This window comes from Phenylobacterium sp. VNQ135 (assembly GCF_049445735.1).
Taxonomy (GTDB): Bacteria; Pseudomonadota; Alphaproteobacteria; order Caulobacterales; family Caulobacteraceae; genus Phenylobacterium.
This window is the reverse complement of record NZ_JBMSDS010000002.1, coordinates 446,536-460,980: the sequence shown is the minus strand read 5'-3', so window position 1 is coordinate 460,980 and position 14,445 is coordinate 446,536. Positions and strand designations below refer to the sequence as shown.

At 69.6% G+C, this 14,445-nt stretch carries 19 protein-coding genes; 11 read left to right on the top strand and 8 right to left on the bottom strand.

The genetic code is table 11. The features are described from left to right. Positions 1-7: 7 nt before the first annotated feature. From ACO2Q0_RS08075 to ACO2Q0_RS08045, 7 genes are read left to right on the top strand one after another with little or no spacing between them, the layout of a single operon-like run. Positions 8-997 (top strand): adenosine kinase, encoded by a 990-nt coding sequence (locus ACO2Q0_RS08075; RefSeq protein WP_423350980.1) that lies wholly within the window; start codon positions 8-10, stop codon positions 995-997. A 5-nt stretch (positions 998-1,002) separates the two neighbouring features. Further along, positions 1,003-1,593: an imidazoleglycerol-phosphate dehydratase HisB gene (gene hisB / locus ACO2Q0_RS08070; protein ID WP_423350979.1), complete on the top strand. Its 591-nt coding sequence runs from the start codon at positions 1,003-1,005 to the stop codon at positions 1,591-1,593. Between the two features lie 10 nt (positions 1,594-1,603). Then, positions 1,604-2,239, top strand: coding sequence for an imidazole glycerol phosphate synthase subunit HisH (gene hisH / locus ACO2Q0_RS08065; protein ID WP_423350978.1), 636 nt, complete (start codon positions 1,604-1,606; stop codon positions 2,237-2,239). After that, the gene (gene hisA, locus ACO2Q0_RS08060; RefSeq protein ID WP_423350977.1) at positions 2,236-2,958 is read left to right on the top strand and encodes a 1-(5-phosphoribosyl)-5-[(5-phosphoribosylamino)methylideneamino]imidazole-4-carboxamide isomerase; all 723 of its coding nucleotides are present in this window, start codon (positions 2,236-2,238) and stop codon (positions 2,956-2,958) included. The genes hisH and hisA overlap by 4 nt, the downstream gene beginning before the upstream one ends. Continuing rightward, entirely contained in the window at positions 2,958-3,725 is a 768-nt protein-coding gene (hisF, locus tag ACO2Q0_RS08055; RefSeq protein ID WP_423350976.1) for an imidazole glycerol phosphate synthase subunit HisF, read from the top strand. Before hisA ends, hisF begins: the two co-directional genes overlap by 1 nt. After that, on the top strand, positions 3,725-4,054 hold the full coding sequence (locus tag ACO2Q0_RS08050; RefSeq protein WP_423350975.1) for a phosphoribosyl-ATP diphosphatase: 330 nt from the start codon (positions 3,725-3,727) through the stop codon (positions 4,052-4,054). Before hisF ends, ACO2Q0_RS08050 begins: the two co-directional genes overlap by 1 nt. Before the next feature lie 38 nt (positions 4,055-4,092). Further along, entirely contained in the window at positions 4,093-4,725 is a 633-nt protein-coding gene (locus ACO2Q0_RS08045; RefSeq protein ID WP_423350974.1) for a hypothetical protein, read from the top strand. Here the strand turns inward: ACO2Q0_RS08045 and ACO2Q0_RS08040 are convergent. From ACO2Q0_RS08040 to timA, 3 genes are read right to left on the bottom strand one after another with little or no spacing between them, the layout of a single operon-like run. After that, entirely contained in the window at positions 4,722-5,228 is a 507-nt protein-coding gene (locus ACO2Q0_RS08040) for a Smr/MutS family protein (protein WP_423350973.1), read from the bottom strand. The two genes, ACO2Q0_RS08045 and ACO2Q0_RS08040, sit on opposite strands and share 4 nt — an antisense overlap. Beyond that, positions 5,225-6,316, bottom strand: a complete 1,092-nt coding sequence (locus ACO2Q0_RS08035) for an MltA domain-containing protein (protein ID WP_423350972.1) — start codon at positions 6,314-6,316, stop codon at positions 5,225-5,227. Before ACO2Q0_RS08035 ends, ACO2Q0_RS08040 begins: the two co-directional genes overlap by 4 nt. Positions 6,317-6,321: 5 nt before the next feature. Continuing rightward, positions 6,322-6,942: a TIM44-related membrane protein TimA gene (gene timA, locus ACO2Q0_RS08030; protein WP_423350971.1), complete on the bottom strand. Its 621-nt coding sequence runs from the start codon at positions 6,940-6,942 to the stop codon at positions 6,322-6,324. A gap of 163 nt (positions 6,943-7,105) precedes the next feature. On the opposite strand from timA, the gene secB reads away from it, so the two are divergent. Next, positions 7,106-7,591, top strand: coding sequence for a protein-export chaperone SecB (gene secB / locus ACO2Q0_RS08025; protein WP_423350970.1), 486 nt, complete (start codon positions 7,106-7,108; stop codon positions 7,589-7,591). A 28-nt stretch (positions 7,592-7,619) separates the two neighbouring features. On the opposite strand, the gene dnaQ is transcribed toward secB, so the two are convergent. Genes dnaQ through ACO2Q0_RS08000 form a run of 5 tightly spaced genes read right to left on the bottom strand, consistent with a single transcriptional unit; the run spans position 7,620 to position 11,275 of the window. Next, the gene (dnaQ, locus tag ACO2Q0_RS08020; RefSeq protein WP_423350969.1) at positions 7,620-8,324 is read right to left on the bottom strand and encodes a DNA polymerase III subunit epsilon; all 705 of its coding nucleotides are present in this window, start codon (positions 8,322-8,324) and stop codon (positions 7,620-7,622) included. A 32-nt stretch (positions 8,325-8,356) separates the two neighbouring features. Further along, complete coding sequence (coaE, locus tag ACO2Q0_RS08015; RefSeq protein WP_423350968.1) at positions 8,357-8,953, bottom strand: dephospho-CoA kinase; 597 nt, start codon at positions 8,951-8,953, stop codon at positions 8,357-8,359. Further along, complete coding sequence (gene aroE, locus ACO2Q0_RS08010; RefSeq protein ID WP_423350967.1) at positions 8,950-9,804, bottom strand: shikimate dehydrogenase; 855 nt, start codon at positions 9,802-9,804, stop codon at positions 8,950-8,952. The genes coaE and aroE overlap by 4 nt, the downstream gene beginning before the upstream one ends. After that, positions 9,801-10,397, bottom strand: a complete 597-nt coding sequence (locus tag ACO2Q0_RS08005; RefSeq protein ID WP_423350966.1) for a Maf family protein — start codon at positions 10,395-10,397, stop codon at positions 9,801-9,803. Before ACO2Q0_RS08005 ends, aroE begins: the two co-directional genes overlap by 4 nt. After that, complete coding sequence (locus ACO2Q0_RS08000) at positions 10,394-11,275, bottom strand: pyruvate, water dikinase regulatory protein (protein WP_423351586.1); 882 nt, start codon at positions 11,273-11,275, stop codon at positions 10,394-10,396. Before ACO2Q0_RS08000 ends, ACO2Q0_RS08005 begins: the two co-directional genes overlap by 4 nt. Before the next feature lie 474 nt (positions 11,276-11,749). Between ACO2Q0_RS08000 and hemE the strand changes: the two genes are divergently transcribed. From hemE to ACO2Q0_RS07985, 3 genes are read left to right on the top strand one after another with little or no spacing between them, the layout of a single operon-like run. Further along, a complete protein-coding gene (gene hemE / locus ACO2Q0_RS07995) occupies positions 11,750-12,790 on the top strand; it encodes a uroporphyrinogen decarboxylase (RefSeq protein ID WP_423350965.1) in 1,041 nt (346 codons plus the stop codon). Continuing rightward, positions 12,787-13,824, top strand: coding sequence for a ferrochelatase (gene hemH, locus ACO2Q0_RS07990; protein ID WP_423350964.1), 1,038 nt, complete (start codon positions 12,787-12,789; stop codon positions 13,822-13,824). The genes hemE and hemH overlap by 4 nt, the downstream gene beginning before the upstream one ends. Next, entirely contained in the window at positions 13,824-14,285 is a 462-nt protein-coding gene (locus ACO2Q0_RS07985) for a CopD family protein (protein ID WP_423350963.1), read from the top strand. Before hemH ends, ACO2Q0_RS07985 begins: the two co-directional genes overlap by 1 nt. Positions 14,286-14,445 lie beyond the last annotated feature (160 nt).

Below are 14,445 nucleotides of genomic sequence, written 5' to 3'. Positions count from 1 at the left end.
TTCAGCAATGCCAGAGCTCTACGACGTCGCCGCCATCGGCAACGCCATCGTCGACGTGATCGCGCCGACCACCGACGAATGGATCGTGGAGCAGGGCCTCGCCAAGGGCTCGATGCAGCTCGTCGACCAGCAGCAGAGCCAAGCGCTTTACTCGAAGATGCAGGCGGGCGTGGAAGCCTCCGGCGGCTCGGCGGCCAACACCATCGCCGGCCTCGCCAGCTTCGGCGGCAGGGGCGCCTTCATGGGCAAGGTCGCCGACGACGAGCTGGGCCGGGTGTTCGGCCACGACATGCGGGCCATCGGCGCCCGCTTCGAGAACCAGCCCCTGACCGGCGGTCCGGCCACCGCCGTCTCGATGATCAACGTCACCCCCGACGGCCAGCGCACCATGTGCACCTTCCTGGGCGCCTCGGTGGAGTTCAGCGACGCGGACGTCGAGGACGCCGTGATCGAGGCCTCGAAGATCGTCTACCTGGAAGGCTACCTCTTCGACGCCGAGGCCGCCCGCCGCGCCTTCGCCAAGGCCGCCGCCCTCGCCCACGGTTCGGGCCGGATGATCGCGCTGACCATGTCGGACAGCTTCGTGGTCGAGCGCCACCGCGCCGCCCTGCTGGGCTTCATCGAGGGCCAGGTCGACCTGCTGTTCGCCAACGAGGCCGAGCTGCTGGCCCTCTTCGAGACCAACGACTTCGACCAGGCCGCCGAAGCGCTGCGCCAGCGGGTGAAGCTCGCCGCCGTCACCCGGAGCGAGAAGGGCTCGATCATCCTCTCGGAGGGCGAGCGCCTGACCGTGGCCGCCGAGCCTGTGGAAAAAGTCGTGGACACGACCGGCGCGGGCGACCAATACGCGGCCGGGTTCATGTTCGGCCTCTCGCGGGGGCGGCCGCTGCAGCAATGCGGCAAGCTGGCGTCCCTGGCGGCGGCCGAGGTGATCTCGCACTACGGCCCGCGCCCGCTGGTCTCGCTCAAGGACCTGGCGGAATCCAAGGGGTACTGAAGACGATGAGCCGCACGGCTGAAGTCCGCCGCGACACCAAGGAGACCCAGATCCGGGTTTGGGTGGATCTGGACGGGACCGGCGTGTCCGAGGTCTCCACGGGCGTCGGCTTCTTCGACCACATGCTGGACAGCTTCGCCCGTCACGGCGGCATCGACCTGAAGGTCGAGACCAAGGGCGACCTGCACATCGACATGCACCACACCGTCGAGGACACCGGGATCGTTCTGGGCCAGGCGATCAAGGAGGCGCTGGACGGCTTCAAGGGCATCCGCCGCTTCGGCCACGCCTACATCCCGATGGACGAGACCCTGTCGCGCTGCGCCATCGACCTGTCGAACCGGCCCTACCTCATCTGGAAGACCGAGTTCCGCACGCCCAAGGTCGGCGACATGGACACCGAGCTGTTCAAGGAGTTCCACCACGCCTTCGCCATGAACCTTGGCGCATGCGTGCACCTGGAGTGCCTGTACGGCGCCAATTCGCACCACATCGCCGAGAGCGGCTTCAAGGCGCTCGCCCGCGCGCTGCGGCAGGCCGTCGAGCTCGACCCCAAGACCCACGGCCACGCCCCTTCCACCAAGGGCGTGCTGTAAGGATCATCCCATGCAGAGCGTCGCCCTGATCGACTACGGGTCGGGCAATCTGCGCTCGGCCGAAAAGGCCCTCGTCCGCGCCGCCGGCGGGCGGGCGGATATCGTCGTCACCCACGATCCCGGGTTCGTCGCCAAGGCCGATCGCGTCGTGCTGCCCGGCGTCGGCGCCTTCGCCGCCTGCATGGCGGCGCTGGAGGCGCGGCAGGGTGTCCGGGAGGCGATGGACGAGGCGGTGCGCCGCCGCGGCGCGCCGTTCCTTGGCATCTGCGTCGGCATGCAGCTGATGGCCACCCGGGGCCTGGAGTTCGGGGAGACGGCCGGCCTGGGCTGGATCCCCGGCGACGTGAAGCGCATCGAACCCGGCGATCCCGCCGCCAAGGTGCCGCACATGGGCTGGAACGCCCTGCTGGACGTGATCGATCATCCGGTCTTCCGGTCGCTGCAGGGCGGCCGACCCGTCTATTTCACCCACTCCTTCGCCTTCTTCGCGCAGGACCCCGCCGACGTCGCAGCCTATGTCGACCACGGCGGCCGCTTCCCGGCGGCCGTCGCGCACGGCAACATGGCCGGCGTCCAGTTCCACCCCGAGAAGTCGCAGTCCGCCGGCCTCTCGCTCCTAGCCGACTTCCTGGAGTGGCGCCCTTGATCCTCTATCCCGCCATCGACCTGAAGGACGGCCAGTGCGTGCGCGTGCTGCACGGCGATCTTTCCACGGCGACCGTCTTCAACAACGATCCGGGCGCCCAGGCGAAGTCGTTCGCCGACGCGGGCTTCCACTGGGTGCACGTCGTCGACCTGAACGGTGCGGTGCAGGGCCAGGCCGTGAACGCCCAGGCCGTTGAGGCCATCCTGTCGTCGGTGTCCATTCCGGTGCAGCTCGGCGGCGGCATCCGCACCCTGGCCGACGTGGAGCGCTGGATCGAGGCAGGCGTCAGCCGGGTGATCCTGGGCACGGTCGCGGTGAAGGAGCCGCAGATCGTCCTCGAAGCCGCCCGCCTGTTCCCCGAGCAGATCGCCGTCAGCGTCGACGTCCGGAAGGGCAAGGTGGCCGTGCAGGGCTGGACCGCCGACAGCGACCTCGACGCCATAACCGTGGCGAAGCGGTTCGAGGACGCCGGCGTCGGCGCCCTGATCATCACCGACATCGACCGCGACGGCACGGTGATGGGCTTCAACGTCGAGGCCTTCGGAGCCATCGCCGACGTCGTCCGCATCCCTGTGATCGCGGCCGGCGGCCTGGCCTCGGTCGACGACCTCGTCAAGGTGAAGGCGCGGCCGGGCACGCCGATCGCCGGCGCAGTCCTGGGGCGGGCGCTCTACAACGGCGCCATCGACCCGGCGCAAGCCCTGAAGGTCGCCGCCTGATGCTCAACGTGCGCGTCATCCCGTGCCTCGACGTGAAGGACGGGCGCGTGGTGAAGGGCGTGCAATTCGTCAGCCTGCGCGACGCCGGCGATCCGGTGGAGCAGGCGCGGGCCTATGACGCCGCCGGCGCCGACGAGCTGATGTTCCTGGACATCACCGCCAGCCACGAGAACCGCGGCACCATCTTCGACGTGGTCGCCCGCACGGCCGAGGTTTGCTTCATGCCGCTGTCGGTGGGCGGCGGCATCCGGCAGGTTGAGGACGCCCGCCGCCTGCTGCTGGCCGGGGCCGACAAGATCAGCATCAACACGGCCGCCGTGAAGGATCGCACCCTGATCTCGGGCTGCGCCGACGCCTTCGGCAGCCAGGCGACGGTGGTCGCCATCGACGCCAAGAAGGTTGGCGACCGCTGGCGCGTCTTCATCTACGGCGGCCGCGAGGACACAGGCCTCGACGTGGTCGACTACGCCGTCGACGTCGTGAAGCACGGGGCCGGCGAGATCCTTCTCACCTCCATGGACCGCGACGGCGCCAAGACCGGCTACGACCTCGACCTGCTGCGTCAAGTGACGCAGGCGGTGGGCGTGCCGGTGATCGCTTCGGGCGGGGCCGGCAATGCACAGCACATGGTCGATGCCGTGCGCGCCGGCGCCGACGCCGTGCTCGCCGCCTCGATCTTTCACTTCGGCGAGGTTTCCATCGGTCAGGTGAAGTCGGCCATGGCCGCCGAGGGCCTCCCCGTGCGCATCACCGAGGAGGCCGCCTGATGCCCCACCAGCGCTTCACCGAGGTCATCGGCCGACTGGCCGCCACCATCGAGACCCGCAGGGGCGGCGATGCGTCGACCTCCTACACGGCCCAGCTCCTCTCGGATCTGGACCGCGCCGCCAAGAAGCTGGGCGAGGAGGCGGTGGAGACGGTGATCGCCGCCGCCCAGGGCGACCGCGAGGCCTTGACCGCCGAGAGCGCCGACCTCGTCTATCACTGGCTGGTGGTGCTGGCCGCCGCCGGCGTCAGCCTCGACGAGGTGGCCGAGCGGCTCGAGGCCCGCGAAGGGACGTCCGGCCTGGCCGAGAAGGCCTCGCGCAAGAGCTGACGCCTGAAATAGGCCCCGATCTCCCCTAGACTGGCGCGATGCTCCTGATCGCTCTCCTCGCCGCTGCGGCCGCGCCGAACGCGGAGCAGGTGCTGGCCGCGGCCACCCCGGAGGCGCGTGCGGCTTTCGACGTTGACGCCGCCGGCCTGACCCATCGCCAAAGTGGGTTCCGCTGCCCCTCGGCCACGGCCGGCGTACGCCTGACCGAGGTCACGCTCGGCGATATTCCGGACCAGGGTGCGACCGGCGCCGCCTGCGCCTACGCCGACGAGAACGGCCCGGAGACCACCCTCTACATCTTCCAGGGCGCCACGAGCGCCGCGCCGCTGGACGCCGATCGTTGCCGTCGCGTGCCCGAAACGTTCGGAGCCAGCCTTCGCAAGGGCCTGCCCGGCACGAACAAGATGGTCGGTCCCGAGCAGGTGCAGTCGTTGGGCGCCCTCAAGCTCCGCGGCGCTGACGCGATCCCTGTGACCTGCGCCTGGGTCAAGGCGCCGTTCTCGATGATGGACGTCGCCATCCGGGTGACGGCCGCCAGGGCGCCGGACGGGTGGACCCTGATGGCAGCCAGCAAACCCTACCCCACGAAAGCGCCGAGCATCCCGATCTCCACCTATCTGCGCAGCCTTATGGTGGTAGCGGCAGCGGCTGAGCCTGCGAAAGCCGATTAGCCCCGCGGCTTCCGCTTGAGCGCCACGTAAAGCGCGCCCGCCCCGCCGTGCCGGCGGTGAGCTTCGGAGACGCCGGCGACGATGTGGGCCAGGTGCGAGGCCGCCAGCCATTCGGGCGCTTGGCGGCGCAGGACGCCGTCGCCCTGCACGCCCTTGCCGGTGATCACCAGGACGGCGCGGTACCCTTCGTCCCAGGCGCGGCCGAGGAAGGCTTCCAACGCGGCGCGGGCGCGATCCTGGATCATGCCATGCAGGTCGATGCGCGCGCCGATCGGATCGCGTTCGCGCGCGATGCGGGTCTTCCGGTTGGGCTCGATATCGTCGACCCCTTCGCGCGCGCTCTCGGGAGATCTGGCCTTGAGGGTCTTGGGGTCGATACGGGCGGGCGCGTCGAGGGTCTGCGGCGCGGGCCTCTTCGGCGTCGCCTTGCCGGGCAGCGGGTGGACCGTGGCGGCCACCAGGGACCAGATCCTCAGCTCCTCCGGCTTCAGCGGACGTTTCATGACCGTGGGACGAGGCGATACATGCGCAGGGTATGGCGCACGCGCCCGGCCTCGGTCCCGGCGGCGGGACCCTCGCCCAGGTAGAGGTCGGCGCGGACCCGGCCCTTGATGGCGCCGCCGGTGTCCAGCGCCGTCACCAGACGCCGATAGGTCGGGAACGCGCCGGCCAGCAGCGGCGCCTCGCCCTCGATCCAGAACACGTCGCCGTAGGTGTTGAAGCCGGGGTCGACCGCGATCGCCCGGCCGCCGGGCAGCGGGACCCCCGCCGCGCCCACCGGCGGCTTGCCGTCGTCAGGCGCCAGCCGGAAGAAGGCGTAGCGCGGGTTAAGGCGCATGATCTCGTCGGCCTCAGGTCCGCGATGGGCGGCGAGCCAGGCGCGGATCGCCTCCCCGGAGGTATTGTCGCGCGCCAGGAGGCCTCGGTCGCGCATGGGATTTGCGATGCCGATGAAGGGCCGACCGTTGTTCGCGGCGTAGAGCGCCTTCATCCGGCGGCCGTCCTCGAACACCAGCACGCCCGAACCCTGGATCTGCAGGAAGAACAGTTCCTCGGGCCGCATCCAGGCGATGGCTTCGTCCGTCGGTCGGCCCTCGATCTCCGTCCGATCGGCATAGACCTGGCCATTGACCAGGTCGGCCGGCTTGGGCCGGACCGGCATGCTGAATTCCGCGTCGGGCTTGCGCCGGGCCGCATAGACCGGCGCGAAGTAGGCGGTGAGCACGCCGTCGCCCGGCACGGCTTCGGCCTGGAAGACCTCCTCGAAAAAGGCCTTGGCGTCGGAGGGGCCGAGGGTCCCGCGCGCCTTGGCCCGTGCGCAGGCGTCGGCGAGCTCGCGGCGGCGCGCGACGTGGCACGTCTCCCGGAACGCGCGGAAGGCGGCGGCGTGGTCCTCCCGGGCCCAACCCTGCAGGCTGGACAGTTCGACGGGTCGGACAGGCGCGGGCTCGAGCCGCGGCGCCGGGGGTTCAGGCCTCGGCCGGTGCGGCGTCACGGGACCAGGTCCCACTGGCGGGACCGCTGTGGGCGTGGCGCAGGCGGCGAGGCTCAGGGCCGCGATCGCGGCTCCCAGGACCGGGCGCAGGTTCAAGGGACTTACGCCTCCGCGGCGTCGACGTGGACCAGCATCCAGTTTGGATCGCGGCTCTTAAGATTGCGTTCGAAGGTCCAGAGTTCGGCGGTGCGGCGGTCGTCGACGGCCTCGCCTTCCGGACCCTTCGAGCGGCTGCGGAACTCGGCGAGGAAGCGGACCACCACGCGGGCCAGGTCGGACGGCCCCACGTCCGCCTTCTCCAGATCGGCGCGCGGGCTGTGGAAGAATTCCACGGTCTCGGTGCGACCCTCAGCCTCGCGCTGGTCGATCGCCTGTTCGAAGCTGGCGAGCACCTGCGGAGCGAGCAGGTTCTTCAGCGTGGCCCGGTCGCCCTCGGCGAAGGCCCGCACGATCATCTCGTAGGCCTGCTTGGCCCCGCCGAGGAAGCGGCTGACGTCGAAGCTGGGATCCAGCGCCCGCACCGCCGCCAGGCCCGTCAGCGCCACGCCGTCGTCCACCGGCTCGAGCGGGCGATCGAGGGGACGCACCGGCCCCTGCGCCGTTTCCGGCTGCGGCTGGTTGTCTTCCGGCTGGCGGCCCACGCGCCGGCCCAGCACCGCGTAGAGCTGGTAGAGCACGATGGCCGCGAGGCCGGCGAATATGATCAGCTCGAGAACTTGCAACGCTTTCCCTTGCGGCTTCGGACGCACTGGACGTCCAACGCCTCTATATAGGCTGCCGGAACGCCGCCGTCAGGGGCGGCGTTGCATCGCCAGGGGCGCCATGTTAGCCGAGCCGCCCAAGCGGGCGCCGAACTCGACGCCGCCAACAGGATTTTAGCCGAAAATGTCCGAATTTGACGCCGGCGCCGTGGGCGCCCCCGAAGGCGGCGAAGGCCCCGGCATCCGCATCCTCGCCCAGTTCATCCGCGATCTCTCGTTCGAGAACCCGCGGGCGCCCGAGGCCCTGCGCGCGGGTCAGGGCCAGCCGCAGATCGACCTGGGCGTCGAGATGAACGCCCGCGGCCGCGAAGACGGCCTGTTCGAGGTGGACCTGAAGCTCTCGGCCAAGGCCGTGCGCGAGGACGGCGCCCTGTTCGTGGTCGAGCTGCTGTATGGCGGCGTCTTCCAGATCGCGGGGATTCCGGCCGAGGACATGGAGCCGGTGCTGCTGATCGAGTGCCCGCGCTATCTGTTCCCGTTCGCCCGCCGGGTCATCGCCGACGTCACTGCGGAAGGCGGCTTCCCGCCCTTCATGCTGGATCCGATCGACTTCGCTGGCGTCTATGCCGCCCGCAAGGCGCAGGAAGCCGAGAACGTCGGTCACGCCTGACCGGCCCCCGCCCTGCAGGGGAGGGACGTCAGAGCCCGAACTTGCTCCAGAGCTCTTCGCTCTTGACCACGTCGCGGATGAAAGCGGCGTGCGCGGCGCGTTCGTCTTCGGTGGAGAGCGGAGCTAGCGGACGAGGGCGGGCGCCGTAGGCGTTGCGCGTCGCGGCATGCACCGCGCTGACCGCCGCCGTCGCGGTAAGCTCCAGCCGCCGTTCACGGCCGCCGCGAAGCTCCAGATAGACCGCCGCCAGCAGCTTGGTGTCGATGAGCGCGCCGTGCTTCTCGCGCTCGGCCAGCGAAATCTTGAACCGCCTGCAGAGCGCATCCAGCGAATTGTGCATCCCCGGGAAGCGCTGCTTGGCCAGGGCCAGGGTGTCCACCCAGCGGTGCTCGGGGATCTCCTCGCGATTGCAGTTCGCGAGCTCCCAATTGATGAAGCCGCGGTCGAATGCGGCGTTGTGCGCGATCAGCGGCGAGTCGCCAATGAAGTCGAGGAAGGCCTCGACCACCTCGGGATGCTCAAAGCGGGGCTTGCCGCGCAGGAACGCCGACGAAAGGCCGTGCACCTTCTCGGCCTCGGCCGGCATGTCGCGGCATGGATCGATATAGACGTGCAGCGAGCGACCGGTCGGCACGAAGCTCTCGATCTCCAGGCAGGCCAGTTCGACCAGGCGGTCGCCGGTGTTCGGGTCGAAGCCGGTGGTTTCGGTATCGAGGACGATCTCGCGCGCCATGACCTCTCAATGGCCTGCGTCGGCGATGGATTTCAACCGGCGGAAGCGCGCAGGGCCGCAATGATGTGGAGGACCTGGCCGCGCGCGTGCTCCAGGCCCTTGCCGGTGTCGACGAGGAAATGGGCCCGGGCCCGCTTTTCGGCGTCCGGCGTCTGCTGGGCTAGAATGGCGTCCAGGCGGTCGGGCGTCATTCCCGGCCGGGCCAGCACCCGCTCGCGCTGCATCTCCGGCGGGGCGGACGCCACCACGACATAATCCACGCGCTCGTGGCCGCCCGTCTCGAACAGGAGCGGGATGTCGAGCACCACCAGGTCGGCGCCCATCGCCTCTGCGGCCTGGAAAAAGCTGACGCGGTCCTGGCCGACCAGCGGATGAACGATGGCGTTCAGCCGCTTCAGCGCTTGGGGGTCGCCGAGCACGCGCTTGCGGAGCTCCTCGCGATCGACCCGCCCGCCCTTCACCACGCCCGGAAAGGCCTCTCCGACCGGACCCACCGCCGCGCCGCCCTCGTCATAGAGATCGTGGACGGCGGCGTCGGCGTCATAGACCGGCACGCCCGCCTCCCGGAACATCGCCGCGGTGGTGGATTTGCCCATCCCGATGGAGCCCGTCAGGCCGATGACCTTCATCGCTCGAGCGCGTCCAGGGCCATGCCGCGGACGTCTACGTCGGCCGGCGGCGTAGCGCCGTAGAACGCTTCGAAGGAGGGCGCGGCCTGCCGGATCAGCATCTCCAGCCCGTCGACCGTGCGGCGTCCTAGCTGCCGGGCTCGCGCCAGCAACGGCGTTTCCAGGGGCTTATAGACCATGTCCATCACCACCGCCGTCTCAGGCGTCGCTTCCAGGGGTACGTCGAGGGCGGGTTGGCCCGTGAGCCCGGCCGACGTGGCGTTGATCACCGCCGTCACGCCGTCGAACGCCCGCCCGGCGGCGTCCAGGGGGCAGGCGACCGCTCCCAACCCGACCGCTCCGGCGACCGCCTCGGCCTTTGCGAGGGTCCGGTTTACGATCCGCACCTGCGGCGCGCCGGCGGTGAGCAGCGCCGCCACCGCGCCGCGGGCCGCACCGCCAGCTCCGAGCACGGCCACCGGCCCCGCCTTAGGATCGAAGCCTGGAGCCTGAATAGCCATCGCCATGAGCAAGCCTGCGCCGTCCGTGTTGTCCGCCGTCACCCGCCCGTCGGTTTCAAAGGTGAGCAGGTTGGCCGCGGCCGCCTTCTGCGCCCGGGGGCTCACCACATCGGCGATCGAGAGCGCGACTTCCTTGAACGGGATGGTGACGTTCAGCCCGCGGATGGCGCCGCCGCGAAGCCCGTCGACGAACACCTCGAACCGGTCGGCGTCCGGCGCGAAGGCCACATAGACACCGTCGATGCCGGCCGCCGCCAACCAGGCGTTGTGGATCAGCGGAGACAGCGAATGGGCGACCGGCTGCCCGGCGACGCCCGCCACCAGGGTGCGTCCGGTGATCGGCGGCTTCATGCGGCGAGGGCTCCATGGCGGCGAAGGAGATCGAGCAGCCCCATCAGGGGCAGGCCCAGGATCGCGAAGTAGTCCCCCTCGATCCGGACGAAGAGCTGGGCGCCGGGACCCTCGAGCCGGTAGCAGCCAACCGAGCCCAGCGCCTGTTCCCCCTCGCTCGCCAGGTAGGCCTCCAGGAAGTCGTCCGAGAACTCGCGCATGGTCAGGGTGCAGGTGACGACCTCGCGCCAGATCGGCGTGCCGTCCTTGGCGACCACCACCGCCGAGTGCAGCTTGTGGGGCTTGCCGCGCAGCAGCTTCAGCCGCTCGCGGGCGGCCTCGACGCTATCGGCCTTGTCGTAGAGGCGGCCGTCCAGCTCCAACGTCTGATCCGATCCGATCACGAACCCCTGACGGCGGCGGGAGACCCGGATCGCCTTCAGCTCGGCCAGGGTGTCGGCGATGTCTCGGGGCGTCGCGCCCTCGGCGAGCAGCGAGCCCTTCACGGCGTCCTCGTCGACGCCCGCGACGACGCTCTCGAACGGAACGCCGGCGCCCTCGAGGACGGCCCGGCGCGCGGCGCTCTTGGACGCCAGGATAATCGGATCGCTCAACCCAGCACCTCCACCTGGCCATGGCCGCCGTGCAGGAGATTGAGCACAGCCGCCGCCGTCTCTTCGACGGACCGGCGGGTGACGTCGATGGTGGGCCACCCTTGTCGCTCGTAGAGCCGGCGGGCGTAGACGATCTCCTCGCGCACGGCGTCCACGTCGATGTAGGTCGACTCCCGGTTTTCCTTCAGGCTGAGCAGCCGGTTGCGGCGGATCTGGATCAGGCGGTCGGGCGAAACGGTCAGGCCGACCACCAGGGTGTTCTTCATCGTGAAGAGCTTCTCGGGCACGGGTCGGCCGGGCACCAGCGGCACGTTCGCCGCCCGCACGCCACGGTGAGCGAGATAGATGCAGGTCGGGGTTTTGGAGGTCCGGGACACGCCCACCAGGACGACGTCGGCCTGGTCGAGATCCTGGCCGCCCTGGCCGTCGTCATGGCCGATGGCGTAGTTCAGCGCGTCCATGCGGTTGAAGTAGTCGTTGTCGAGCCGCAGGTGCGCGCCGACCCGGCTGGTCGTCGCGGCGCCGAGATACCGCTGCATGGCGCTGACCAGCGGATCCAGCGCCGGGATGCAAGGCATGTCGAGACGCCGGCAACCTTCCTCCAGGACGTGGCGCAGCTTGTCGTCGACGATCGTGTGCAGGACGATGCCCGGCGCCTCCTCGATGTCGCCCAGGGCACGGTCGAGCTGCCGCTGCGATCGGACCAGGGCGTAGATGTGTTCGATCGGCAGCACGTTCTCGAAACGGGCGCAGACTGCCCGCGCCATGGCGTTTAGCGTCTCGCCCGTGGAGTCAGACACCAGGTGGACGTGGAAGTAGGTGGCGAGCCGTTGGGGCGTGGTGGTCGGCAATTCGGTCGCACCCAGGAAGTTGGGGATGAAATCTGTGGAACCCCTCTTAGCGAACGGGAGCGCAGATGGGGAGAACCGCCGCACCTCATGCCGGCTTTACCGGGCCCGGTGGATGGGCGGGATGAAATTGGCCGTTTACGCTTCCTTAACCAACAGGGCCGGCCCGGCAGGGCGCCGACGCCGCGAGAATGTCGACAACCGGCCGCCCCGAACCGGGAATGCCGCGGGTCGTCCCCTCGCTGGTTAACGAAACCTTAATTGCGTCAGGGGGCTTGGCGGGCTGTCCCCGCGATCCACAGGACGGGAGAACTTTCCGCGAAGGGTCGGGACGATGTGGGGAAAACGCACGTAACGCCGCAGGGACAAGCCGGTTATCCACGTCCTCGACAGGCCCTGCCTCTCCTTCCTCATCCCTTTTCAAGATTCTTAAGGATTGAAGAGAAGAGGGGGGCGTCAGACCCGGGCTTGAGCGGGAAGGCCTCTCGGGCTTTAAGGCTCCCGATGAGCGAGCCCACTCCCAAGCTCCTGCGCGCCCTTGCCGGTGAAACGCAGGACCGGCCCCCGATCTGGTTCATGCGGCAGGCGGGACGTTCGCTTCCCGAGTATCGCGAGCTGCGCGCGAGGGCGCCGGACTTCATCGCCTTCTGCCTGCACCCGGAGATGGCCGCCGAGGCCACACTGCAGCCGATGCGCCGCTTCCCGATGGATGCCGCGATCGTCTTCGCCGACATCCTGCTGATCCCGCTGGCCCTAGGCCAGAAGGTCTGGTTCGAGGCCGGCGAGGGACCGCGGCTCGATCCGCTTCCGCCGATCGAGATGCTGCGCGACCAGATCGAGGCCTCGACCGGCCGGTTGGCCGCGGTCGGGGAGACGCTGTCGCGGGTGCGGAGCGAGCTGGAGCCAGAGCGCACGCTGATCGGCTTCGCCGGCGCACCCTGGACGGTGGCGACCTACATGCTCGAAGGCCGGGGCTCGGGCCGGGAGGCCGCTCGCGCCTTTGCCTACGAGCATCCCGAGACGCTGGACGCGCTGCTGGAGGTGCTGGTCGAGGCGACCGCCCGCTATCTCGTGATGCAAGCCAAGGCCGGCGCCCAGGCTCTGAAGCTGTTCGAAAGCTGGGCCGAGGGGCTTTCGGAGGACGTTTTCGAGCGGATCGTCGTGAAGCCGCATGCCGCCATCGTCGACAAGGTTCGCGCGGCTGGCGTCACGGCGCCCTTCATCGGCTTCCCGCGGGGCGCGGGCGCCCTGGTGGAGAACTATGCCGAGGGCTCGCCGGTGGAAGGGATCGCCCTGGACACGCAGGCGACCGCCGCCATGGGTCGCCGGTTGCAGGCCCAGGGCCGCTGCATCCAGGGCGCGCTCGACAATCTGCTGCTGCGGGCCGGCGGACCGGCCCTGGACGCCCGGGTCGACCAGCTGATGGCGCAGTGGGGTCAGGGGCCGTGGATCTTCAATCTCGGACACGGCGTGCTGCCTGACACGCCCATCGAGAACATCGCCCGGGTGGTCAGCCGCGTCACGGGCAAGCCGGTGAAGGCGTGAAACGCGCGGTCGTTCTCTTCAACCTGGGCGGGCCGGACAGCCTCAAGGCCGTAAAGCCGTTCCTGTTCAACCTGTTCCGCGATCCGGCGATCATCCAGTTGCCGGCCGTCGCGCGCTATGCGCTGGCGGCGCTTATCTCCACCACGCGTGAGAAGGTGGCCCAGGCCAACTACGCGATCATGGGCGGCCGCTCGCCGCTGCTGCCCGAGACGGAGGAGCAGGCGCGGGCGCTGGAAGCCGAACTGATCCGGCGAGCGCCAGGAGTCGAGACCCGGGTCTTCATCTCGATGCGATACTGGAAGCCGCGCGCTGAACAGACGGCCAAGGCGGTGGCGGCTTTCGCGCCTGACGAAATCGTCCTGCTTCCGCTCTATCCGCAGTTCTCGACGACGACGACGGGCTCGTCGATCCAGGATTGGCGGCGTGCCTACCCAGGGCCGGGCCGATCGCGCACCGTCTGCTGCTATCCCAACGCCGCGGGCGTGGCGGCGGCCTATGCGGACGGCATCCGCGAGACGTGGGAGGCTGTGGGCCGGCCGGCGGACATCCGGGTTCTGTTCTCCGCCCACGGCCTGCCGCAGAAGGTCGTCGACGCTGGCGACCCTTACGAAGCCCAGATCCGCGCCACCGCGGCGGCGGTCGCGGCGTTGCTGCCCGAGCTGCCGGAGTGGCGGGTCAGCTTCCAGAGCCGGGTCGGCCGCCTGAAGTGGCTGGAGCCCTCGACCGAGGACGAGATCCGCAAGGCGGCCGAAGACGGCAAGGGCCTGCTGATCTGCCCTATCGCCTTCGTCTCCGAGCACGTCGAGACGCTCGTCGAGCTCGACCACGAGTATGCGCAGCTCGCTCGCGAGCTCGGCGTCGACGTCTATCTGCGGGCGCCGACGCCGCGGGTCAGGCCGAGTTTCATCGCCGCCCTGGCCGACGCGGTGGAGAGCGCGAGCCCAGAGATCGGGCCGTTCGGACCTTGGCTGTGCCCAAGCGAATATGGGAAGTGTGCGTGCCGGCGTGCGGACGCGTCGGGGAGGGCGGCCTGATGGACTGGTACAACCTGCTGCGCGCGCTGCACATCATCGCGGTCATCGCGTGGATGTCCGGCATGATGTACCTGCCGAGGCTGTTCGCCTACCACACCGAGACGGCGCCGCCGGGCAGCGAGTTCGACGCCCACTTCCAGGTCTGGGAAGCGAAGCTGCTCCGCATCATCATCAATCCGGCCATGGGCCTGACCTGGCTGCTGGGTCTCAGCCTGCTCTACTTCCACATCTTCGTGGCAGGCCGCGGCTGGGACTTCCTGCTGCAGCCGTGGATCCTGACGAAGCTCCTGGTGGTCATCGCGCTGTCCGGCTGGCACGGCTTCCTGTCGAAGTCGCGCCGCCGGCTCGCCGCCGGAGAGCGGCCGAAGAGCGCGAAGTTCTGGCGCGCCACCAACGAAATCCCGTTCCTGCTCGCGATCATCGCCGTCCTTGCGGTGGTGCTGGAATTCGGCTCGCGCTGACCCCATATCCAAGGCGGGACGGCGAAAGCGCCGCGCTTGACCCTTCATCCCCGATGTGGTCCTGCTGACCCCCACGCGTCGCGACAAGCGGCGCGCCCCGCCTTTCCGCCGGCCTGCGCGGCTTCAGAACGCGCATAGGACCGGCCCCCGAAATCGACAA

What these genes read in the sequence shown, in the direction of transcription:
- dnaQ (WP_423350969.1), bottom strand. Translation starts at nt 8,324, where the DNA reads ATGGCGCGCGAGATCGTCCTCGATACCGAAACCACCGGCTTCGACCCG.
- ACO2Q0_RS08040 (WP_423350973.1), bottom strand. Translation starts at nt 5,228, where the DNA reads ATGAAACGTCCGCTGAAGCCGGAGGAGCTGAGGATCTGGTCCCTGGTG.
- coaE (WP_423350968.1), bottom strand. Translation starts at nt 8,953, where the DNA reads ATGAAGGTCATCGGCCTGACGGGCTCCATCGGGATGGGCAAATCCACC.
- ACO2Q0_RS08075 (WP_423350980.1), top strand. Translation starts at nt 8, where the DNA reads ATGCCAGAGCTCTACGACGTCGCCGCCATCGGCAACGCCATCGTCGAC.
- hisH (WP_423350978.1), top strand. Translation starts at nt 1,604, where the DNA reads ATGCAGAGCGTCGCCCTGATCGACTACGGGTCGGGCAATCTGCGCTCG.
- hisF (WP_423350976.1), top strand. Translation starts at nt 2,958, where the DNA reads ATGCTCAACGTGCGCGTCATCCCGTGCCTCGACGTGAAGGACGGGCGC.
- ACO2Q0_RS08050 (WP_423350975.1), top strand. Translation starts at nt 3,725, where the DNA reads ATGCCCCACCAGCGCTTCACCGAGGTCATCGGCCGACTGGCCGCCACC.
- ACO2Q0_RS08045 (WP_423350974.1), top strand. Translation starts at nt 4,093, where the DNA reads ATGCTCCTGATCGCTCTCCTCGCCGCTGCGGCCGCGCCGAACGCGGAG.
- aroE (WP_423350967.1), bottom strand. Translation starts at nt 9,804, where the DNA reads ATGAAGCCGCCGATCACCGGACGCACCCTGGTGGCGGGCGTCGCCGGG.
- secB (WP_423350970.1), top strand. Translation starts at nt 7,106, where the DNA reads ATGTCCGAATTTGACGCCGGCGCCGTGGGCGCCCCCGAAGGCGGCGAA.
- hisB (WP_423350979.1), top strand. Translation starts at nt 1,003, where the DNA reads ATGAGCCGCACGGCTGAAGTCCGCCGCGACACCAAGGAGACCCAGATC.
- hemE (WP_423350965.1), top strand. Translation starts at nt 11,750, where the DNA reads ATGAGCGAGCCCACTCCCAAGCTCCTGCGCGCCCTTGCCGGTGAAACG.
- ACO2Q0_RS07985 (WP_423350963.1), top strand. Translation starts at nt 13,824, where the DNA reads ATGGACTGGTACAACCTGCTGCGCGCGCTGCACATCATCGCGGTCATC.